Genomic DNA, 19,414 nt, shown 5'->3' on the forward strand with positions numbered 1-19,414 from the left:
AGATGCCGCCGTTTACCTCGCCCACGGCCGGGCGCCTCGCCGGTGCTGCCGGGGGCCATGAGGGTGTGTTGCCGAAGATCGAGAAAGCAGGGTGACCATGAAGACCACAGAACGCGAAGCGTTGATCCAGGTGCTCAAGATCCGCTTCGAGAAGCACATGCACCGGCATGCCGGGACGGTTTGGTCGGACGTGCTCGCCCGACTCGAAGACCATCCTGATGCGCTGAAGGCGCTGCAAGCGATGGAGGCCACGGGGGGTGAGCCGGACGTCATCGGTGAGGCCCAGGAGTCCGGCCACGTCATCTTCTGTGACTGCTCCCTGGAAAGCCCCACAGGGCGCAGAAGCACCTGCTACGACGGCGAGGCGCGTGCCGCCCGAAAAGAACACAGGCCCGAGAACAGCGCGGGCGAGATGGCGGCCGCGATGGGCATCGAGCTGCTGACGAAAGCGCAGTACCGGGCGTTGCAGGTGCACGGCGAGTTTGATCTGAAGACCTCCAGCTGGCTCCAGACACCGCCCGAGGTCAGGGCGCTCGGTGGGGCGCTTTTTGGCGACCGGCGTTATGGCCGGGTGTTCGTCTATCACAACGGCGTGCAGTCGTACTACGCGGCCAGGGGCTTCCGGGGTTTGATTCGGGTGTGAGGTCTGGGAAGACAAGATGAAGATGGTCCTGACGTCGGCGACGGATCCCGATGGGTACATCGCCTGTCTGAGCGGCTGGCAACAACGCTGTGCGCAGGCCCTGCGCGGGGTGGTTCGCCACGCCGCACCCGAGCTGGACGAGCGGCTGAAGTGGGGTCACATCGTCTACTTCGCCCACGGCCCGGTGCTGCTCATTCGGGCGGAACCCTCCCGCGTCTTGTTCGGCTTCTGGCAGGGGCAGCACCTGCGGCACATCGAGCCCCGCCTGAGGCCTGGCGGGAAATACCAGATGGCCACCCTGGAGCTGAAGGAGGGCACGCCCTTCCTCCAGGAGACCGCCATTCGCCTCGTCTCGGAAGCGGCCCAACTCAGCCGGGCGGCCGGTCGTTCAACCACCAACGTTCAACGCCAGGCGTGAGCCTTCAGCGCCGCGCCAGATCGTCCAGCAGCAGCCGAGCCGTCGCCACGTTCGTCGCACACGGCACGTTGTGCACATCGCAGGCGCGCAGCAGCGCGCTGATGTCGGGTTCGTGGGGCTGGGCGGTCATGGGGTCGCGCAGGAAGATCACGATGTCCACCTCGCCCATGGCGAGGCGTGAGCCGATCTGCAGGTCGCCGCCGAGCGGGCCGCTGAGCAGGCGTTCCACGTTCAACCCCACTTCGGATTGAAGGCGCCCGCCGGTGGTGCCGGTGGCCATGAGCGTGTGTTGCCGCAGCAGGGCCGCGAACCCGCTGGCCAGGGCGACGATGGCGTCTTTCTTCTTGTCGTGGGCGATGAGGGCGATGCGCATGTGATTCATCCTGCGGCGATCCGGCGCCGGGCCGCCCCAAGCCGGATCAGCCCCCCCGGGGGGCAGCGACCCGCGCAGCGGCGGAGCCCCGGTTCCACGCCGAAGGCGGGGAGACGCTTGGGGGTCACTGTTTTTCCATTTGTTTGGCCATCGTCTTGCCCAGCTCCACGCCCCACTGGTCGTAGGCGTTGATGCCCCAGATGGCGGCTTGCGTGAACACCTTGTGTTCGTACAGCGCGATCAGCGCGCCCAGGCTGTGCGGGGTGAGGGCATCGAGCCATATGGTGCTGCTGGGCACGTCGCCCTTGAAGCTGCGCTGGCTCACGAACACTTCGGCCTGCTCGGCGCTCATGCCTTCGGCCATGAGCGCCTGCAGGGTGGAGGCTTCGTCGCGGCCAACGGCCAGGGCCTGTGCCTGCGCGCGCAGGTTGAGGTTGACCACGCGGTGGTGTTCGGCGGCCAGGGGCAGTGGCGTGTCTTCGTTCAGCACGCCGACGAATTCCACCGGCACGCGGTGTGTGCCCTGGTGCAACAGCTGGAAGTAGGCGTGCTGGCCGTCGATGCCGAGGCCGCCCCAGATGATGGGCCCGGTGTGTGTGTTGCAGGGCTGGCCGTCCTTGCGGGTGCGCTTGCCGTTGCTTTCCATGTCCATCTGCTGCACGAAGGGCGCGAAGCGCACCAGGCGGCTGGGGTAGGTGGAGAGCAGCTGGGTGGGGCAGAGCAGGAAGTTGCGGTTCCACACGCCGCTCATGGCGAGGATGATGGGCAGGTTCTTGCCCAGCGGGGCCGAGCGGAAGTGTGCGTCCATGGCCTGGCCGCCAGCGAGGAATTCGCGGAAGGCTGTCGAGCCGACGGCGATCGCGAGCGGCAGGCCGAGCGCGGACCACAGCGAATAGCGGCCACCGACCCAGTCCCAGAAGGTGAAGGTGTGTTCTGCCGGGTAGCCGGCGGCGCCGGATTTCTGTGGTGAGGCGGTGATGGCGACCAGGTGCGGGCTTTGCGCAGCACCGGTGATGCCGGCGTCGGTCAGCCAGCGCCGCGCGGACGCGGCGTTGGTCATGGTTTCCTGCGTGGTGAAGGTCTTGCTGGCCACGATGATCAGCGTGGTCAGCGGGTCCAGACCGCGCAGCGTGCTGTGCAGCGCCCAGGCGTCGGGGTTGCTGACGAAGTGCACGCGCACGCCCGTCCTGCCCTCGCTGCACAGCGGAGCCAGCGCGTCGGCCGCCATGCGGGGCCCAAGGTCGGAGCCGCCGATGCCGATGTTCACCACGTCGGTGATGGCCAGGCCGGTGCTGCCTTTGACCACACCCAGGCGCACGCGGTCGGCGAAAGCGCAGACGCGGTCGAGTTCGTTTTGCACCAGTTGCTGGATGTGATCGCCCCAGGGCGCATCGCTGCCGCTGGCGCCGGGCGTGCCGCGCAACGCCACGTGCAACACGGCGCGCTGTTCGGAGGTGTTGATCACGTCGCCGCGGAACATGGCGTCGCGCTGGCGCTCCACGCCGGCCTGGCGGGCCAGGTCCATGAGCGCGTCCCACACGGCGCCGTCCAGCGCCTGGCGGCTGAAGTCGATCCGGATGCCGGTGCCGGCGGCGCTGGCCTGCATCTGCTGTTCGCGGCCGGGCTCGTCGAGGCGGTCGCGCAGGTGGGGTTGGGGTTCGGCGGCGAGCGTGGCGAGCTTTTGCCAGACGGGGAATTGGGTGGGGTTGGTCATGTGCGATCCCTGTGGATGTTTGAGTTTCGCATGCTCGCCAGTTCGGCTTTCAACGTGGCAGCGGTGGAGCGAGACGGGCCAGGATGCCGCGGAACCGGCTTCGCCGGGCCGCTGGCATCGCGGTGATCCGAAGCGGCGCGGGGGGGAATTACCCCGCGGCGAGTTCGGTCGCTCCGCGCGCCAGCTGTGTGATGCGTTTCCAGTCGCCCGCGGCGAGCGCCTCGGCCGGCGTGAGCCAGCTGCCGCCGGCCATGGCCACGTTGGGCAGCTTCAGGAATTCTTTCAGGTTCTCGGGGCTGACGCCGCCGGTGGGGCAGAACATCACGTCCGGGATCGGAGCGCCCAGCGCCTTGAGCATGCCCAGGCCGCCGGCCTGCTGGGCCGGGAACAGCTTCATGAGACTGAAGCCCTGCTCGCGGCGGTGCATGACCTCGCCGGGCGTCATCACGCCGGGGATGAAGGGCAGTCTGGCGGCCTTGACGGCTTCGACCAGCGCATCGGTGGCGCCGGGGGACAGGGCGAAGGTGGCCCCGGCGTCGATGACGCGCTGCACCTCGGCCACGCGCGTGACGGTGCCCGCGCCCAGGTGCATCTGCGGCACGGCCTTGGCCACGGCTTCGATGCTGGCGAGCGCCGCATCAGAACGCAGGGTGATCTCCATCACGTCGATGCCGCCTTCGAGCAAGGCGTGGGCCAGCGGCACGGCGTGGGCCGGGTCGCTGAGCACGATGACGGGCACGACGCGGGACTGGAAAGCGGGGCGGGAGAAGCAGGTGGTGGTCATGTCTGTGTCCAATTTATGGGCGGTCACCGAAGAGCGGAGACGCGCCCGACTCAGCGGTGCTCGCGTGCGCGCGGAACAGGCCAAACAGTTCGCGGCCGGTGCCGTGGGCGTTGTGGCTGAGGTCGGGATGCACGGCGCTGCGCGCGGCCAGGGTGGCGGCGTCCACTTCCAGCTCCAGCACGCCGCGCTCGCAGTCGAGCGTGATCCAGTCGCCGTCCATCACGCGGGCGATGGGCCCGTCGGCCAGCGCCTCGGGGCTCAGGTGGATGGCGGCGGGCACCTTGCCCGAGGCGCCGCTCATGCGGCCATCGGTGACCAGCGCGACCTTGAAGCCCTTGTCCTGCAGCACGGCCAGTGGCGGCGTGAGCTTGTGCAGTTCGGGCATGCCGTTGGCGCGCGGGCCCTGGTAGCGCACGACGGCGATCAGGTCCTTGTTGATCTTCCCGGCGTTGAACAGGGCCAGCAGGTCCTGCTGGTCGCTCACCACCACGGCCTGGGCGCGCACCACGCGGTGCTCGGGTTTGACGGCCGAGACCTTGACCACGCTGCGGCCCAGGTTGCCCTGCAGCAGGCGCAGGCCGCCGTCGGCGCTGAAGGGCTCGGCCACGGTGCGCAGCACGGCGGTGTCGCCGCTCACCGCGGGTACCGGGCGCCAGGCGAGCTGGCCGTCTTCCAGGCAGGGTTCGTTCGCATACGCGCCGAGGCCCTGGCCCATGACGGTGGTCACGTCGCCGTGCAGCAGGCCGTTGGTCAGCAGTTCCTGCATCAGGAACCCCATGCCGCCGGCGGCGTGGAAGTGGTTCACGTCGGCGCTGCCGTTGGGATAGACGCGGGCCAGCAGCGGCACCACGGCCGAGAGCTCGGCGAAGTCGTCCCAGTCGATCAGCACGCCGGCCGCGCGGGCCATGGCCACGAGGTGGATGGTGTGGTTGGTCGATCCGCCGGTGGCGAGCAGGCCGATGATGCCGTTGACGATGGTCTTTTCGCTCACGATGTCGGCCATGCAGATGGCGGGCTCGCCGGTTTTTCCGGTGTTGGCCAGCGCGCGTTCCAGCGCGGCCTTGCTGAGCAGTTCGCGCAGCTCGGTGCCGGGGTTCACGAACGACGCACCCGGCAGGTGCAGGCCCATGATTTCCATCAGCATCTGGTTGCTGTTGGCGGTGCCGTAAAACGTGCAGGTGCCGGGCGAGTGGTAGGCCTGGGCCTCGCTCTCCAGCAGCGCGTCGCGCCCGACCAGGCCCTGCGCGTACTGCTGGCGCACCTTGGCCTTGGCGTCGTTGGAGAGGCCGCTGGTCATGGGGCCGGCGGGCACGAACACGGTGCTCAGGTGGCCGAACTGCGCCGAACCGATGAACAGGCCGGGCACGATCTTGTCGCAGATGCCGAGCATGAGCGCGGCGTCGAACACGTTGTGCGACAGACCCACGGCAGTGGCCAGTGCGATCACGTCGCGCGAGAACAGCGACAGCTCCATGCCGGCCGCGCCTTGCGTGACGCCGTCGCACATCGCCGGCACACCACCCGCCACCTGCGCCGTGGCGCCCAGCGCGCGCGCGTGGCCGCGGATCAGCTCGGGGTAGTGCTCGTAGGGCTGGTGGGCCGAGAGCATGTCGTTGTAGGCGGTGATCACGCCCACGTGCGGCGCGCGCTCGGCGTGGATCTTGAGCTTGTCGCTCGCGGGCAGGGCGGCCGTGGTGTGCGCCATGTTGGCGCAGCCCATGCCGCCGCGCTGGGTGCCGTTCTTGCGCTGAGCGGCCATGCTGGCGAGGTAGGCGCCGCGCGTGTCGGCGCTGCGTTCGGTGATGCGTTTCGTGACGCGTTCGATGGCGGGGTGAATCTGTGACATCGTGAGCCTTCAGGGTTTTGGTTCAGGAACACCGCGGAACTGGCTTTGCCAGGCCGCAGGTGTTGCCCCCTTGAGGGGGGATGCGGCTACGCGCAGCGAGCAAGCGACGGGGGTGGTCATGCTATCCAGACGCTCAAGGGCGTCTGGGTCTGGTTGATCACCAGGGAGATCGGAAGTGCCTCGTCGGCCTTTTGGGCGGCGCGGCGGTAGACGGCGAGCTTGCTTTCGCCGGTGATGGAGAGCACCAGCTCGCGCGCGGCGAGCAGGGCGCTGAGGGTGAAGCTGATGCGCGCGTGGGGCGCGGTGTCGGGCACCACCCAGGCCAGGCGGTCTTCGGTGGCGATGGCGCGGGCGTAGCCGGGTGCGCCGGGGAACAGCGAGGCGGTGTGGGCGTCTTCGCCCATGCCGAGCACGGCCACGTCCAGCGGCCAGGGCAGGGTGGCGATGCGGGTCTCGGCGTCTTTCACGAGAGCGTCCAGCACCTCGGCGTTGAACCTGGGTGCGAGTTCGCGGAAGAAGGGCAGGAAGCGCGCCGCGGCGGCGCGGCCTTGCAACAGGTGGCGGGCGACCAGGGCGGTGTTGCTGTCGGCGTGGTCGCGCGGAACGATGCGCTCGTCCACCAGCACGACGGTCACTGCCGACCAGTCCAGGTCCTGCTCGCGCAGCACCTCGAACAGGGCGATGGGCGATTGGCCGCCCGAGACGGCGAGGCTGGCCTGGCCGCGCGCCGCGATGGCGTTTCGCAGGGCGTTGGCGATGTGCTCCGCGAGGGCCGCGGGCATGGCGCCGGGGTGTTCGGTGATCATGATTCCTCCACCCAGGAAGAGCCCTCGCGCGCCATCAAGGCCGAAGAAGCCGCCGGCCCCCAACTGCCCGCCGTGTAGGCCTTGGGTTTTTCGTTCAGCTGTTGCCAGCCATCGATGATGGGTTCGACCCAGGTCCAGGCGGCTTCGAGTTCGTCGCGGCGCATGAAGTGGGTCAGGCGGCCTTTGATGACATCGATCAGCAGGCGCTCGTAGGCTTCGGCGCGGCGCTCGGTGAAGGCGGACTCCAGGTCCAGGTTGAGATTCACCGGTCGCAGCTTCATGCCGCTGCCGGGTTCTTTGGCCATCATCTGCAACTGGATGTGTTCTTCGGGTTGCAGGCGGATCATCAGGCGGTTGACCGACTTGTGTGCCGAGTCGCCGAAGATGGTGAAAGGCAGGTCGGCGAACTCGATCACGATCTCCGACTGGCGCGCCGCCATGCGCTTGCCGGTGCGCAGGAAGATCGGCACGTTGGCCCAGCGCCAGTTGTTGATGTGGGCCTTGAGCGCGACGAAGGTTTCGGTGCCGCTCTCGGGCGGGATGTTTTCTTCCTGCAGGTAGCCCACGGCGGCGTCGCCGTTGGAGGCGCCGGCGCTGTACTGGCCGCGCACGGTGTCTTTCGCCACGTCGGCGATGGCCATGGGGCGCAGCGAGCGCAGCACCTTGAGTTTTTCGTCGCGCACGGCGTCCGGGTCGAGCGAGACCGGTGGCTCCATGGCCACGATGCACAGCAGCTGCAGCAAGTGGTTTTGCACCATGTCGCGCATGGCGCCGGTGCCGTCGTAGAAGCCGGCACGGCTGCCCACGCCGACCGACTCGGCCACGGTGATCTGCACGCTCTTGATGTAGGGGCTGCGCCAGAGTGGCTCGAAGATGGTGTTGCCGAAGCGCAGGACCATCAGGTTCTGCACCGTTTCCTTGCCCAGGTAGTGGTCGATGCGGAAGATCTGCGATTCCTGGAAATGGCGGCCGACATCGATGTTGATCTGACGGGCCGAGTCCAGGTCGTGGCCGAGCGGCTTTTCCAGCACCACGCGCGAGCGTGCATCGATCAGGCCCGCACCACCGAGGTGGGCGCAGATGCCAGTGAACAGGCTGGGGGCGGTGGCCAGGTAATAGACGCGGTCGGAGCCGGCCTGCAGCTCGGCGCCCAGGTCGGGAAAGTCGCTGGCGTCGGTGGCGTCCACGCAGACGTAGTTCAGGCGGCGCACGAAGCTGCCCCAGTCGGTATCGTTGTAGGCCTTGGTTCCGATGAAACCGGGCACTTTTTCCTGGATGAAGGCCAGAAAGGCTGCTCGGTCCCAGGCCTGGCGGCCCAGCGCGTGGATGCGCGTGGACTCGGGCAGGTTGTTGTGCAGGTGGGCCATGTACAGCGCGGGCAGCAGCTTGCGCACCGAGAGGTCGCCCACACCACCAAAGATCACCAGATCGAGCGGGGCCGCAGGGGTTTGGGAGGGTGTGGATGTGGCCATGGGTCTAATTTAGTTACGCGATTTGACGAAGTTTAATGTAATCAAGTTACAAGCGGGTTTCTTTCTGCGCCAGGCGCCCCGGTAGCCATGCAATGTTCGTGCTTGCCGGGGCTGCGCGTGGCGACAGGGGGTCAGAGCGAGCGGAACATGGGGCGCAGCGTGGCCACACGTTCGACCACCTGGTCGTGGCTGGGCGGCACGCAGCCCACTTCCATCACGCACAGGCTGGCGCTGGCCACGGCACGGCCCAGGATGTGTTGCACGTCATCGCTGTCGAGCACCAGTTGATCGGCGCGGGCCGCGTTCTGCATGGCCGGGCGTTCGAGCAGAGCCGTGAGCAGGCCGGCCAGGAAGGTGTCGCCCGCGCCCACGGTGTCGGCCACTTTCACGGGGGCAGGTTCGGCGGACGCCCAGCCCCGGCCGTCCCGGTGCAGCAGAACGGCGCCCCTGGGGCCCAGGGTGAGCGCCAGCCAGGTGGCCGAAGTGGCCTGCAGCAGTTCGCGCGCGGCGTCCAGCGGATCGGGCGCGCTGAAGCCGAGCGTGACCAGATCGTCGTCGCTGACCTTGACGATGTGCGCCTGGCCGAGCGCGGCCATGACGCTGGCCCGGTAGGCGGCCATGTCGGGCACGATGGCCGGGCGCAGGTTGGCGTCCACCACCACGAGGCGGCCGGCGGCGCGCTGTGCCTGCAGCCAGGGCAGGTATTTGCCGCTGTCGTCGGCGACCAGGGCCAGGCAGCCGGTGACCGCCACCCTCAGACCCGGCTGGGCCGCGCACTGCGCCGTCATGTCGGCGGCGTTGACCTGGCGGTCGGCCACGCCGTCGCGGTAGAAGCTGTAGCTGGCCTTGCCTTCGGCGTCCAGGCCGACCAGCGCGAGCGAGGTGGGTTCGTGCACCGGCGCCTCGCGCGCCAGCGTCACACCGGCCTGGTGGATGGCGTCGGCCATCAGGCGGCCAAAACGGTCCTGCGAGAGCGGGTTGAGGTAGAGCGTGCCCACGCCCTGCAGCCCGAGGGCGCGGGTGAGGTTGTAGACCGCGCCGCCAGCGCAGGGCCGCAGCCGTCCGTCGGACTCCGTGATCATGTCGATGAGGGCCTCGCCCGCGGTGGCGACTTGAATGAGGGCAGAAGAACTAGGGAAAACCATAACTAAATCCAGTTGATTTATTAACCTGAACCGAAATATAGTTCAGTCACTCCGCAGCAGACAGCGTGAAAACCCCAAGACCAGACTGCCGAGCCAGAGCGCCTTCAGCACATCATCCATCCCTTCGAGGAGACAACTGTGAAAAAACTTGCAACCACTTTCGTGTTTTCCGCCCTGACACTGGCCGTTGGCGTTGCCGCCGCCCAGTCGCAGCCCGTCATCGGCCTGATCACCAAGACCGAGTCCAACCCCTTCTTCGTGAAGATGAAAGAGGGCGCCACCGCCGAAGCCAGCAAGCTCGGCGCCAAGCTGCTGTCGGCCGCGGGCAAGACAGACGGCGACAACGCCGGTCAGGTGACCGCGATGGAGAACATGATCGCCGCCGGCGCCAAGACCATCCTGATCACCCCGAGCGATGCCAAGGCCATCATCCCCGCCATCAAGCGCGCGCAGCAGCAGGGCGTGCAGGTGATCGCGCTGGACAGCCCGACCGACCCGGCCACCGCCGTGGACGGCCTGTTCGCCACCGACAACTACAGGGCCGGCGTGCTGATCGGTCAGTACGCCAAGGTGGCCATGGCGGGCAAGAAGCCGGTCATCGCCACGCTCGACCTGTTCCCGGGTCACCCGGTGGGCGCCCAGCGCCACAACGGCTTCCTGAAGGGCTTTGGCCTGACCGCCCCGGACGCCAAGAGCAACCACCTCGGCGGCGCCGCCGCAGGCGTGGTCTGCATGGCCGACAGCTTCGGTGACGCGGCCAAGGGCCAGACCGGCATGGAAAACTGCCTGCAGAAGAACCCCGGCATCAACCTGGTCTACACGATCAACGAACCCGCTGCCGCCGGTGCCTTCAAGGCGCTGAAGGCCGCCGGCAAGGAAAAGGACGTGGTCATCGTCTCGGTGGACGGCGGCTGCGCCGGCATCAAGGACGTGGGCGCCGGCGTGATCGCCGCGACCTCGCAGCAGTACCCGCTGAAGATGGCCGCCATGGGCGTGGCCGCGGGTGTGGAATACGCCAAGACCGGCAAGAAGGTCAGTGGCTACACCGACACCGGCGTGACCCTGATCGCGGGTAAAGCCGTGGCCGGTGTGGAGAGCAAGGACGTCAAGACCGGCATGGACCTGTGCTGGGGGAACAAGTAACTCCCCCCTGCGCCGCTGCGCGGCTTCCCCCCTCTCTGGCGCCTTCGGCTTGGAGGGGGGACGGCACCTTGGGCCGGCGGAGCCGGACCTTCGGTGCCCCTGGTAGGGGGCATCTCGTGCCACTGCAATCTCTTTTCCTCTGATTGGACGGGCCACCGCCATGAACACCCTCAAATCCAAACTTCCGCCCATGGGCACGCTCGGGCCGTTTATCGCCCTGATCTTTGCGTGCCTGTTCTTTGCGACGCAGAACGAGCGTTTCCTCACGCTGCAGAACTTCTCGCTGATCCTGCAGCAGGTGATGGTGGTGGGCACGATCGCCATCGGCCAGACCCTCATCATCCTGACCGCCGGCATCGACTTGTCGTGCGGCATGATCATGGCGCTGGGCTCCATCGTCATGACCAAGATGGGCGCCGATTTCGGCCTCTCCGCGCCGGTCGCGATCACGCTGGGCATCGCCGCCACGGCCGGCTTCGGCCTCATCAACGGCCTGCTCGTGACCAAGGCCAAGCTGCCGCCCTTCATCGTCACGCTGGGCACGCTGAACATCGCGTTCGCCATCACCCAGCTGTATTCGGGTTCGCAGACCATCACCGAAGTGTCCGACGGCCTGACCTGGCTCGGCAACTCGTTCCGCATCGGCGAGACCAACATCCTCTACGGCGTGGTGCTGATGCTCGCGCTGTACCTGATCACCTGGCTGTTCCTGCGCGAAACGGCGCCGGGCCGCCACATCTACGCTGTGGGCAACAGCCCCGAGGCCACGCGCCTGACCGGCATTTCCACCGACAAGGTGCTGCTGGGCGTGTACGTGCTGGCCGGCGTGTTCTACGGCCTGGCCTCGCTGCTCTCCGTGGCGCGCATTGGCGCCGGTGACCCGAACGCCGGGCAGACCGAAAACCTCGACGCCATCACCGCCGTGGTGCTGGGCGGCACCAGCCTGTTCGGCGGCCGCGGCATCATTCTGGGCACCCTGGTGGGCGCGCTGATCGTGGGCGTGTTCCGCAACGGCCTGACGCTCATGGGCGTGTCTTCCGTCTATCAGATTCTGGTCACCGGCATCCTCGTCATATTGGCTGTGATGACCGACCAGATGTCCCGCAAAGGAGTCCGTTGATGTCTACCGCACCCAACGCTCAAAGCCCGCTCGTGATCCAGGCCAAAGGCCTCGTCAAGCGCTACGGCCAGGTGACCGCGCTCGACGGCGCCGACTTCGAACTGCGCGCCGGGGAAATCCTGGCCGTGATCGGCGACAACGGCGCCGGCAAGTCTTCGCTGATCAAGTGCCTCGCCGGTGCCACGATCCCCGACGAAGGCGAGATCTACCTCGACGGCGCCCGCGCCCACTTCAAGAGCCCGATCGACGCACGCCGCGCCGGCATCGAAACGGTGTACCAGGACCTCGCCGTGGCCCCGGCCATGACGATCGCCGAGAACCTGTTCCTCGGCCGCGAAATCCGCCGCCCCGGCTTTCTCGGCAGCGTGCTGCAGATGATCGACAAGAAGAAGATGCTGGAAGAAAGCATCGCGCGCATGAACGACCTGAAGGTCGGCATCCGTTCCATGACGCAGGCGGTGGAAACGCTCTCGGGCGGCCAGCGCCAGTGCGTGGCGGTGGCGCGCGCCGCGGCCTTCGCGCAGCACGTGGTGATCATGGACGAACCGACCGCCGCGCTGGGCGTGAAAGAGGGCAACATGGTGCTCGAACTCATCCGCCGCGTGCGCGACAAGGGCCTGCCCGTGATCCTGATCAGCCACAACATGCCGCACGTGTTCGAGATCGCCGACCGCATCCACATCGCCCGCCTGGGCAAGCGTGCGGCGGTGGTGGACCCGAAGAACATCAGCATGAGCGACACCGTGGCCGTGATGACCGGTGCCAAGTCGGTGGACGATCTGCCACCCGAAGCCCTGGCGCACTGAAAGAAAAAAATGCTCAAAGGCATTGATCCCCTGCTCAGCCCGGACCTGCTCAAGCTGCTGGCCGAGATGGGCCACGACGACGCGGTGGTGCTGGCCGACGCCAACTTCACCGCCATGAGCCTGGGCGCGGGCAAGCCGGTGCTGCGCCTGCCCGGCGTCGGCATGGCGCGCACGGTGCGGGCGGTGGCCAGCGTGCTGCCGCTGGCCGCTGACGTGCCGCACCCTGTTGCCTACATGCAGGTCGGCGGTACCGAGCCCGGTTACCGCTCGGCCCTGCAGCGCGAAACGCTGGCGGTGCTGGCCGCCGAGGGCCTGCAGGACGGCCAGGCCGAAGCGGTGGAGCGCTACGCGTTTTACGAGCGCGTGAAAAAGGCCTACGCCATCGTGATCACCGGAGAGCTGGAGCCCTGGGGCAACTTCATCTTGCGCAAGGGCGTGCTGGGGCAGGCGCTCCGAGCCTGAAACCGGTGTTGAACCTGCCACACTCAACGGCTGTGAACCACACCACCGAAACCGACACCCCCGACGCGACCGCAGCCGATGCCCAGGGCGCCGCCCGCTTGCGCCCGCGCGGCTCCAACCAGGGGGGCATGCGCCAGTTCAACGAGCGCGTGGTGCTGCAGACGCTGCGCGCGCACGGCAGCCTGGCCAAGGCCGATCTTGCGCGCCTGACCGGCCTGACCGCTCAAACCATCGGCCTGATCACCGCAAGGCTCGACGAAGACCAGTTGCTGCGCCGCGAGGCGCCGGTGCGCGGTCGCGTGGGCCAGCCTTCCGTGCCGCTGGGGCTGCACCCCGATGGCGCGTTTGCCATCGGCATCAAGATCGGCCGGCGCAGCGCCGACTGGCTGCTGGTGGATTTCACCGGCCGGGTGCGCGAGCGCCTGGTGCTGGACTACGCCTTTCCCGACATCCCGGTGCTGCTGCCGGCCATCAAGTCCAACCTGAACCGCCTGCTCGACGGGCTGGGCCCGCTGCGCGACCGGGTGGTCGGTGTGGGCGTGGCCGCGCCGTTCCAGCTCGGGGGCTGGCACCGCATGCTGGGCCTGACCGAAGCCCAGTCCCTGGCCTGGAACCAGATCGATCTGGTGGCCGAGGTGCAGGCCCTGACGGACCTGCCGATCAGTTTCGCCAAGGACACCTCGGCCGCCTGCGTGGCCGAGCTGCTGCAGGGCAAGGGCCGGGACATCCGCAGTTTTCTCTACCTGTTCCTCGACACGTTCGTCGGCGGTGGCCTGGTGCTCAATTCCCACCTGCACCGCGGCGTCAACGGCAACGCCGGGGCCGTGGCCTCGCTGCCCCTGCAGGTGGCGACGGCCGACATGAAGGAGCTGCCGCCGCAGCTGATCAGCCAGGCATCGCTGTGGGACCTGGAGCAGCGCTTTCGCGAGCACGCGCTCGACCCCATGGCCGCCTACGACGCGCGTGCGCTGGAGGCGCCCTGGCTGCCGTACACCCGCGAGTGGGTTGCCCGCGCCGCTTTGGCGCTGGCGCATTGCATCGTGGCCGGCACCGCGTTCCTGGACGTGGAGGCGGTCGTGATCGACGGTGTGGTCGCGCCCGACCTGCTGCGCAAACTCTGGGCGCGCACCGGCGAAGCGCTCAAGGCCTACAACTGGGAAGGCCTGCAGCAGATGCCGCGGCTGGAGATCGGCAGCATCGGCTCCGACGCGCGCGCGCTCGGCGGCGCGCTGCTGCCGCTGCACGCCTGCTTCGCCCCGGACCACGAGATTTTTCTCAAGAGCTGACGCGGCAGACACTCATGCGGGTTTGCATTCAAGCGCAGAACAAGGCGGGAGCGGTGAGTGTGAACCCCGGGGCGTAGACACACGCCCGGCATCAGCGGGCGATTTTGCGTTCGACCTCTGCGACCCGGCCCGCGTGGAACCTGAGGGTCGTCAGCGTCTGAGGGTCCCGGGCGTGGGGGAAGTAGGTCCAGGTTTTCTCTTCGGGTTGGCCCTTGACAGCACGGTGCAGAGCTTCGTGGTCGGGCTTTCCGATCTTCAGCACCACCTCCCCTTCCCCCATGCCCTTGCGGATGAACTTGCGCTCCGCGGCGTCTGCGGCCATGGCGGATGCGCTGGCCAGCGAGAGCAGAGCCAACGCGGCGAGTCTGTTGAGATCCATAGGTCACGCCTCCGCCAGGGTCAGCACCGTCCCGCCGCGCGCAGCAGGGCGTTGCACTCCGCGCCGGAGCCCTTCGTCGCAGGGGCAGGCTGGCCCCTCCTGCCCGCTCCCCCCACCATGGCGGTGCAGATGGCGTCGGAATGCGGTGTCTGCCCGAAGCTCATGGCCTTCTGGAAACCGGTGGCCCCGTACAGGTAACAGCTGTAGGCTTTTCCGTCGCGGGTGCTGGCGGTGTAGTTGATGCGGCCACCGCCTTCTTCGTTGCGGTCGGTGATGGTGAACTGGCCAACGGATCGCCCGATGGCCTGCGCGGTGCGCTGCTCCAGACCGTCCTGGTCGATGGTGGCCGCACACCCGGCCAGGAGGGCCAGGGCTGCTGTCGTGGGTGCAAAGCGTGTGGCGAAGGATCGAAGGTGCATGAAAGGCTCCGTGGGGTTCGTGGGGTTCATCGGACAAAGCAGTTGTCGGCGGGCACGGTGGCCAGGCTGGTGGACACCGCCGACAGGGACGGCTGGCTGGTCGGGATGTCGTCGCCCAGCAGGCACAGCAGGTTGGCGGGACGCAGCGTCCAGATGGCACCGAAGCGCGTGCCGGTGACGGTGCGGAATGTCCCCCAGTGCGCCGCCAGGCCCCCGTTCGTCTCGGACCGGTCGAAGCTCACCGCCCCCAGCTTGGACGGACCGGCCAGGCGTGAGGCCCCCGCGCATTCGCTGCCGCCAAAGGTCAGCACCCCTTCGTAGCACCACCGTCAGGGTGGTTGCGGGGCGGCGTGCAATACCGGGCAACGCGGAGAATGAAGGCATTGAAAGCTCCTGAGTCGGTCGAGATGGAAAAAGGCAGACGTGCACCCACCGGCAGGGCGAACGGCGCCCCGCCTGGGTCGGTACCAGGATCGGTGTGTGGAGCGGGGGAAATCAGCCCGGTTTGCGGGCGACGATGAAGACGCGGATGTCCTTCTTGCCCTTGGTGCCGTGCCGCTCGACCGCCACGATCTCCAGGCCCCGGCGGACCATGGCGGCCTGCAGGGCACCGGCGTCGAAGCACAGCACGTGGGGCGCCTTGCCCATGGCGCGCATCAGGGGCAGCGCGAGGTAGGGAATCAGCGGGTTCATCTCGGAGATGCAGGCGGTTTTTGAGATCAGCAGACCGCCCGGCCGCAAGGCCCGCGTCGCGAGAGCCAATGCATGGTCGAGATCCGTCACCAGATGCAACAGGTTGAAGGCCAGCACCGCGTCGTACTTGCCGGAATGGGCCATCGGCACGTCGGCGTCAGCCACGGCGAAGCTCAACTGCGGCACCGGCTGGGCCGCCAGCTTCTCGCGGGCGATGGCGATCATTTCAGACGAGACGTCGGTGGCCAGCAGCCTCCCGGTGAACGGCGCCAGGCGCAGCGCGGTGCTGCCTGTGCCGCAGCCGATCTCCAGCACTTCCTGCTCCATGGTCAGCAGGCCCTGCACGCGCCGCAGCGTGGCCTCGTAGCCGGCCATGTCGGCGATCGGGTCGGCGGCGTATTTGCGGGCGATGCGGTCCCAGAAGCGGGCCTTGCGGGTGTCAGTGGCATTCGGCTCTGGCGAGAGCCCGGTATCGGCGGGTCGGGTGACGTTGGATAGCGGCATGTGAAGCTTTGAAAAGGGCCCACACCATGGGCGACACCTGGATGCTATCCATGCACAGCTTCGCAGGGAATTGCGGTAAATTGCAGTGAACATATACGTTTACGCATGGATAACCTCGACTGGAACCAGCTGAAGGCCTTTCTGGAGACCGCTGAAACCGGCTCGCTCTCGGCGGCCGCCCGCAAGCTGGGCCTGACCCAGCCCACGCTGAGCCGCCAGGTGGCCGCGATCGAGCAACGCATGGGGGTGACCCTGTTCGAGCGTGTGGGCAAGTCCATGGCGCTCACGCCCACCGGGCTGGACCTGCTGGAACACGCGCGTGCCATGGGCGCGGCCGCCGAGGCCCTGGTGCTGGCAGCCACCGGGCGCTCGCAGGCTGTGGGCGGCGTGGTCTCTGTCTCAGCCACCGACGTGGTGGCCGCCATCCTGCTGCCGCCGCTGGTGCGGCAGCTGCGCGAGCAGGAACCCGGCATCGCCATCGAAGTGATTTCGTCCAACGCATTGAGCGACCTGCTGCGGCGCGAGGCCGACATCGCGATCCGCCACGTCAAGCCCGAGCAGCCGGAGCTGATCGCCCGTTTGATCCGGGAGGCAGCGGCCAACTTCTATGCGTCCGAAGACTGGGTGAAAGCCCACGGCCATCCGCGCAGCGCCGAAGAAGCGACCCATTTGCCGTTTGTGGGCTCCGACCGCTCAGGGCAGTTCCTGGGCTATCTGCGCCAGCATGGCCTGCCGCTGAGCGAGGCCAACTTCAGCTGCTACGCAGACCACTCGGTGGCCAACTGGGCCTTGGTGCGCCAGGGCATGGGCATCGGCGCCATGATGGATGAGATCGCCCGCGACACCCCGGGCATCGTCCGGGTGCTCGACGATGTGCCGCCCGTGCATTTCCCGATCTGGCTGGTCACCCACCGCGAACTGCGCACTTCGCAGCGGATTCGGGTGGTGTTCGAGGCTCTGGCACAAGGGTTGGCCTGAGGCTGAAGACGGCAGTGCAGCGCTGCTGTCGGCGATGTCGCCACCCTGAGTTCACGGTCTGGGCCTCACAGCTGTCATCCAGTCACCAGTGACATCTCGAATCCAATGGCCGGTTTCAAAGTGCTGCTGACCTTGCCAGCCTGACGGTAACTTCGCGCCCCCCGAATGTCTGCTGACCTCGGGCACCAACTGGTACTGCCGACTCTGACCTGCCTCGCGGTCGGTGCCGCCGAAGTGAATTGATGTGCGCGAGGCCGAGAGCGCGAACGAACTCTGCATGGCTCGACAGGCGTTGTGCGGAGCGCCCTGAAGGGGTCGGGGCGAGCAATTTCTGATCAACTCGGCGTGAGCTTGCTTGCGGCTCACTGAACCCGCAGCACTTCAAACTGCTGTCGGACTGGAGCAACCTGTATCGACACCTCATCACCCTCGCATTTACCCAGCATGGCCCTGCCCAAAGGGGCTTCGCTGCTGATGACCTGAACGAGCTGAGCGCCGCTGCCCAATTTCATGCTGCCCCCATCCGGGCCGAGAAAGAGCTGTTGCTGCTTGTCGTCGGAATCGACCAGGCAGACCAGCGCGCCGAGCTGTATACCTTTGCTGGCCTCGTAGGGGTGCGGGCGGAATTGGCGCCAATTGGTTATCGCCTGGCGGATGGCTTCGGCGCGACGAGCTTGGCCGGTGGCCAGGTAGGCGGCTTCGAGTCCCAATGTGTCGTATTTGTTTTCGGCGATGTTTTCTTCGTGAGTCGCCGTTTCATGGGCCGCCCGCGCTGCCTGTTCGGCTTGCAGCAGGTCTTCGGCGAGCCGTTCCAGCACCTGCTGCTGCAGCAAGAATTTATCCATGATGAAAGGTAGGCATCTCGAACAAGCGGGGGGGGAGATCTTGAGTATGAAGGGCTCCACCAGCCTTCGACGCTTCTGTTGGCTGCAGGTCACCTTCAGCTATGGGCACTGTCCTGTCGCCCATTTCGGTGTATCGAACGGCAGGAACTGGCCGAGACTGCCAGTTCGCAGTCAAGATTGGCAGCGGTCCCTGGTCATTCACAGGGTCGAAGGACCAGTATTGTTGACCATAACCATCGAGTGCCGACCCAACCCGGGCATCCGACCGCCGAGAAAATCAAGGGCAGAGCAGTCATAGGCTGCATTTGCTGCAGCGGCGAGACCAGCAGATGTGCAGTGCTGTGGAGCCAGGGCTCAGCGCTTGCGCCACACGCTCGCCAGCCAGGGCTGTTGCTCGATCGGTAGGCCCGACGGACGGTAGAAGTGCTCCAACTCGTCGAAGCCGGCGGCCGTCACCAAGGCGCGCCAAGTTGGCCAGTCGTGAAATGCGCCGTAGCGCTCACCGTTCCAGCCTTCCTGGCCATTGCCGCGCGGGTTGGAGCTGAACAGCACGCCGCCCGGCCGCAGGCAGGCTTGCAGTTGTCGCAGCACCTGCGGCAGGACCTGGGAGGGCACATGGAACAGCACGGCATTGGCAAACACACCGTCGTAGCGCTGCGAGGGCAGTTCGAGGTGCAGGAAGCTCTGCTCCAGCACCTCGCATCCGCTGTGGTCGCGCGCCAGCGCTGCCGCGCTGGGCGCGCCCTCCAAGCCCACGGCGCGGTGGCCCAGCGCCTTGAAGGTGTGCAGGTCGCGCCCGGGCCCGCAGCCGAAATCCAGCAGGTCAAATGGCGGTGGGCCGGGTATGTGCTTCAGCAGCGCCGCGATGTTCTGGCTGACGTCGTGGTCGCGCGTGCCTTCCCAGTAGCTCCGGGCGTGCTGCTCGTAGTGCGCCAGGGTGCGCGCGGCGATTTGTTGCAGGTCTTCGGAACTGAGTGGCATGCCGCATCATTTCATATGGCACTGTCCTGATCCCGAACACCGCACGCGACGCGCCTTCAGCCGGTTGTCGCATCGACAAGCCGCATCCAGACACGGGACACCCACCATGGTCTCCCATCGAGTTCAGGGCCGTACAGGATGCGCTCTCGTGCCATCAGATCGCTCTGCCACTCGTCAAGCACCAGCGGGGCCACAAAGCCGCGCCGACAGGCCGCTTCGGAGCGAGTCGGCGGAATCACGGTCCCGGCCAAGAGGAGTCTCGCTGAATCTGTGAAACAGTCGTTCAACGACTGGGTTTAACTGCGCCGTGAGGCAGCGGCGGACTGAACGAGACGCTAAGCGTTTAGTGACATCCTTCCAGCGCGACTAAGACGATATTTTCCCATCCACTTTACCAATACGCCGTGATTGGTTAGCGATTTGCAAATCACCTCTTCTCCCGAATCAATTGGAAGGTAGGCATTCGCAAGGGCTCAATGCCGTTTTGCATGGAACTTGACCTTCAACTCCGATGCGTGGTGAGTGAGTGAGGTTGCTGGATACTCTGGTTGCCGCCACCCTGACAACTTCGTAACCGACCATGAGCCTGAGCACCGA

The 19,414-nt window shown here is 67.0% G+C and carries 22 protein-coding genes; 8 read left to right on the forward strand and 14 right to left on the reverse strand.

The genetic code is table 11. The features are described from left to right. Nucleotides 1-97: 97 nt before the first annotated feature. Nucleotides 98-643, forward strand: a complete 546-nt coding sequence (locus tag AC0GNO_RS06555) for a DUF4256 domain-containing protein (RefSeq protein WP_472903402.1) — start codon at nt 98-100, stop codon at nt 641-643. Nucleotides 644-659: 16 nt separating this feature from the next. Then, nucleotides 660-1,061, forward strand: coding sequence for a DUF1801 domain-containing protein (locus tag AC0GNO_RS06560; RefSeq protein ID WP_472903403.1), 402 nt, complete (start codon nt 660-662; stop codon nt 1,059-1,061). A 4-nt stretch (nt 1,062-1,065) separates the two neighbouring features. Here the strand turns inward: AC0GNO_RS06560 and AC0GNO_RS06565 are convergent, their stop codons facing one another. From AC0GNO_RS06565 to AC0GNO_RS06595, 7 genes are all read right to left on the reverse strand, one after another. Beyond that, a complete protein-coding gene (locus AC0GNO_RS06565; protein WP_472888144.1) occupies nt 1,066-1,443 on the reverse strand; it encodes a methylglyoxal synthase in 378 nt (125 codons plus the stop codon). Nucleotides 1,444-1,558: 115 nt separating this feature from the next. Further along, the gene (pgi, locus tag AC0GNO_RS06570) at nt 1,559-3,148 is read right to left on the reverse strand and encodes a glucose-6-phosphate isomerase (protein WP_472888145.1); all 1,590 of its coding nucleotides are present in this window, start codon (nt 3,146-3,148) and stop codon (nt 1,559-1,561) included. A 148-nt stretch (nt 3,149-3,296) separates the two neighbouring features. Next, entirely contained in the window at nt 3,297-3,932 is a 636-nt protein-coding gene (locus tag AC0GNO_RS06575) for a bifunctional 4-hydroxy-2-oxoglutarate aldolase/2-dehydro-3-deoxy-phosphogluconate aldolase (RefSeq protein WP_472903404.1), read from the reverse strand. A gap of 13 nt (nt 3,933-3,945) precedes the next feature. Next, complete coding sequence (gene edd, locus AC0GNO_RS06580) at nt 3,946-5,778, reverse strand: phosphogluconate dehydratase (protein WP_472903405.1); 1,833 nt, start codon at nt 5,776-5,778, stop codon at nt 3,946-3,948. A 116-nt stretch (nt 5,779-5,894) separates the two neighbouring features. Continuing rightward, complete coding sequence (gene pgl / locus AC0GNO_RS06585; RefSeq protein WP_472903406.1) at nt 5,895-6,584, reverse strand: 6-phosphogluconolactonase; 690 nt, start codon at nt 6,582-6,584, stop codon at nt 5,895-5,897. Then, nucleotides 6,581-8,056: a glucose-6-phosphate dehydrogenase gene (zwf, locus tag AC0GNO_RS06590; RefSeq protein ID WP_472903407.1), complete on the reverse strand. Its 1,476-nt coding sequence runs from the start codon at nt 8,054-8,056 to the stop codon at nt 6,581-6,583. Before zwf ends, pgl begins: the two co-directional genes overlap by 4 nt. A gap of 131 nt (nt 8,057-8,187) precedes the next feature. Further along, nucleotides 8,188-9,201 carry a PfkB family carbohydrate kinase gene (locus tag AC0GNO_RS06595; RefSeq protein ID WP_472903408.1) on the reverse strand — a complete coding sequence of 338 codons (1,014 nt, stop codon included), beginning with the start codon at nt 9,199-9,201 and terminating at the stop codon, nt 8,188-8,190. Nucleotides 9,202-9,339: 138 nt separating this feature from the next. Between AC0GNO_RS06595 and AC0GNO_RS06600 the strand changes: the two genes are divergently transcribed. The 5 genes from AC0GNO_RS06600 (at nt 9,340) to AC0GNO_RS06620 (ending at nt 14,018) form a co-directional block, all read left to right on the forward strand. Next, a complete protein-coding gene (locus AC0GNO_RS06600) occupies nt 9,340-10,344 on the forward strand; it encodes a substrate-binding domain-containing protein (protein ID WP_472903409.1) in 1,005 nt (334 codons plus the stop codon). 160 nt (nt 10,345-10,504) lie between these two features. After that, entirely contained in the window at nt 10,505-11,464 is a 960-nt protein-coding gene (locus AC0GNO_RS06605) for an ABC transporter permease (RefSeq protein ID WP_472903410.1), read from the forward strand. Further along, nucleotides 11,464-12,270, forward strand: coding sequence for an ATP-binding cassette domain-containing protein (locus tag AC0GNO_RS06610; RefSeq protein ID WP_472903411.1), 807 nt, complete (start codon nt 11,464-11,466; stop codon nt 12,268-12,270). Before AC0GNO_RS06605 ends, AC0GNO_RS06610 begins: the two co-directional genes overlap by 1 nt. Nucleotides 12,271-12,279: 9 nt before the next feature. Further along, nucleotides 12,280-12,732, forward strand: coding sequence for an RbsD/FucU family protein (locus AC0GNO_RS06615; RefSeq protein WP_472903412.1), 453 nt, complete (start codon nt 12,280-12,282; stop codon nt 12,730-12,732). Nucleotides 12,733-12,860: 128 nt separating this feature from the next. Beyond that, entirely contained in the window at nt 12,861-14,018 is a 1,158-nt protein-coding gene (locus AC0GNO_RS06620; protein WP_472903437.1) for an ROK family protein, read from the forward strand. 91 nt (nt 14,019-14,109) lie between these two features. Here AC0GNO_RS06620 and AC0GNO_RS06625 read toward each other — a convergent pair whose 3' ends face one another. The 4 genes from AC0GNO_RS06625 to AC0GNO_RS06640 all read right to left on the reverse strand — a co-directional run bounded on the left by AC0GNO_RS06625 (nt 14,110) and on the right by AC0GNO_RS06640 (nt 16,013). Then, nucleotides 14,110-14,397, reverse strand: a complete 288-nt coding sequence (locus AC0GNO_RS06625; RefSeq protein ID WP_472903413.1) for a hypothetical protein — start codon at nt 14,395-14,397, stop codon at nt 14,110-14,112. 20 nt (nt 14,398-14,417) lie between these two features. Next, a complete protein-coding gene (locus AC0GNO_RS06630; RefSeq protein ID WP_472903414.1) occupies nt 14,418-14,816 on the reverse strand; it encodes a hypothetical protein in 399 nt (132 codons plus the stop codon). A 26-nt stretch (nt 14,817-14,842) separates the two neighbouring features. Next, entirely contained in the window at nt 14,843-15,127 is a 285-nt protein-coding gene (locus AC0GNO_RS06635; RefSeq protein WP_472903415.1) for a hypothetical protein, read from the reverse strand. A gap of 184 nt (nt 15,128-15,311) precedes the next feature. Next, nucleotides 15,312-16,013 (reverse strand): class I SAM-dependent methyltransferase, encoded by a 702-nt coding sequence (locus AC0GNO_RS06640; protein ID WP_472903416.1) that lies wholly within the window; start codon nt 16,011-16,013, stop codon nt 15,312-15,314. A gap of 105 nt (nt 16,014-16,118) precedes the next feature. Here AC0GNO_RS06640 and AC0GNO_RS06645 point away from each other — a divergent pair, with 105 nt between their 5' ends. Continuing rightward, entirely contained in the window at nt 16,119-16,991 is an 873-nt protein-coding gene (locus tag AC0GNO_RS06645) for a LysR family transcriptional regulator (protein WP_472903417.1), read from the forward strand. A gap of 362 nt (nt 16,992-17,353) precedes the next feature. Here AC0GNO_RS06645 and AC0GNO_RS06650 read toward each other — a convergent pair whose 3' ends face one another. From AC0GNO_RS06650 to AC0GNO_RS06660, 3 genes are all read right to left on the reverse strand, one after another. Then, on the reverse strand, nt 17,354-17,836 hold the full coding sequence (locus tag AC0GNO_RS06650; protein ID WP_472903418.1) for a GreA/GreB family elongation factor: 483 nt from the start codon (nt 17,834-17,836) through the stop codon (nt 17,354-17,356). 354 nt (nt 17,837-18,190) lie between these two features. Beyond that, nucleotides 18,191-18,817, reverse strand: coding sequence for a class I SAM-dependent methyltransferase (locus AC0GNO_RS06655; protein WP_472903419.1), 627 nt, complete (start codon nt 18,815-18,817; stop codon nt 18,191-18,193). A 56-nt stretch (nt 18,818-18,873) separates the two neighbouring features. Next, entirely contained in the window at nt 18,874-19,056 is a 183-nt protein-coding gene (locus AC0GNO_RS06660; RefSeq protein ID WP_472903420.1) for a hypothetical protein, read from the reverse strand. Nucleotides 19,057-19,414 lie beyond the last annotated feature (358 nt).

It is taken from the genome of Hydrogenophaga sp. L310, assembly GCF_055703065.1.

What these genes read in the sequence shown, in the direction of transcription:
- AC0GNO_RS06555 (WP_472903402.1), top strand. Translation starts at nt 98, where the DNA reads ATGAAGACCACAGAACGCGAAGCGTTGATCCAGGTGCTCAAGATCCGC.
- AC0GNO_RS06560 (WP_472903403.1), top strand. Translation starts at nt 660, where the DNA reads ATGAAGATGGTCCTGACGTCGGCGACGGATCCCGATGGGTACATCGCC.
- AC0GNO_RS06565 (WP_472888144.1), bottom strand. Translation starts at nt 1,443, where the DNA reads ATGAATCACATGCGCATCGCCCTCATCGCCCACGACAAGAAGAAAGAC.
- pgi (WP_472888145.1), bottom strand. Translation starts at nt 3,148, where the DNA reads ATGACCAACCCCACCCAATTCCCCGTCTGGCAAAAGCTCGCCACGCTC.
- AC0GNO_RS06575 (WP_472903404.1), bottom strand. Translation starts at nt 3,932, where the DNA reads ATGACCACCACCTGCTTCTCCCGCCCCGCTTTCCAGTCCCGCGTCGTG.
- edd (WP_472903405.1), bottom strand. Translation starts at nt 5,778, where the DNA reads ATGTCACAGATTCACCCCGCCATCGAACGCGTCACGAAACGCATCACC.
- pgl (WP_472903406.1), bottom strand. Translation starts at nt 6,584, where the DNA reads ATGATCACCGAACACCCCGGCGCCATGCCCGCGGCCCTCGCGGAGCAC.
- zwf (WP_472903407.1), bottom strand. Translation starts at nt 8,056, where the DNA reads ATGGCCACATCCACACCCTCCCAAACCCCTGCGGCCCCGCTCGATCTG.
- AC0GNO_RS06595 (WP_472903408.1), bottom strand. Translation starts at nt 9,201, where the DNA reads ATGGTTTTCCCTAGTTCTTCTGCCCTCATTCAAGTCGCCACCGCGGGC.
- AC0GNO_RS06605 (WP_472903410.1), top strand. Translation starts at nt 10,505, where the DNA reads ATGAACACCCTCAAATCCAAACTTCCGCCCATGGGCACGCTCGGGCCG.
- AC0GNO_RS06610 (WP_472903411.1), top strand. Translation starts at nt 11,464, where the DNA reads ATGTCTACCGCACCCAACGCTCAAAGCCCGCTCGTGATCCAGGCCAAA.
- AC0GNO_RS06615 (WP_472903412.1), top strand. Translation starts at nt 12,280, where the DNA reads ATGCTCAAAGGCATTGATCCCCTGCTCAGCCCGGACCTGCTCAAGCTG.
- AC0GNO_RS06620 (WP_472903437.1), top strand. Translation starts at nt 12,861, where the DNA reads ATGCGCCAGTTCAACGAGCGCGTGGTGCTGCAGACGCTGCGCGCGCAC.
- AC0GNO_RS06625 (WP_472903413.1), bottom strand. Translation starts at nt 14,397, where the DNA reads ATGGATCTCAACAGACTCGCCGCGTTGGCTCTGCTCTCGCTGGCCAGC.
- AC0GNO_RS06630 (WP_472903414.1), bottom strand. Translation starts at nt 14,816, where the DNA reads ATGCACCTTCGATCCTTCGCCACACGCTTTGCACCCACGACAGCAGCC.
- AC0GNO_RS06640 (WP_472903416.1), bottom strand. Translation starts at nt 16,013, where the DNA reads ATGCCGCTATCCAACGTCACCCGACCCGCCGATACCGGGCTCTCGCCA.
- AC0GNO_RS06645 (WP_472903417.1), top strand. Translation starts at nt 16,119, where the DNA reads ATGGATAACCTCGACTGGAACCAGCTGAAGGCCTTTCTGGAGACCGCT.
- AC0GNO_RS06650 (WP_472903418.1), bottom strand. Translation starts at nt 17,836, where the DNA reads ATGGATAAATTCTTGCTGCAGCAGCAGGTGCTGGAACGGCTCGCCGAA.
- AC0GNO_RS06655 (WP_472903419.1), bottom strand. Translation starts at nt 18,817, where the DNA reads ATGCCACTCAGTTCCGAAGACCTGCAACAAATCGCCGCGCGCACCCTG.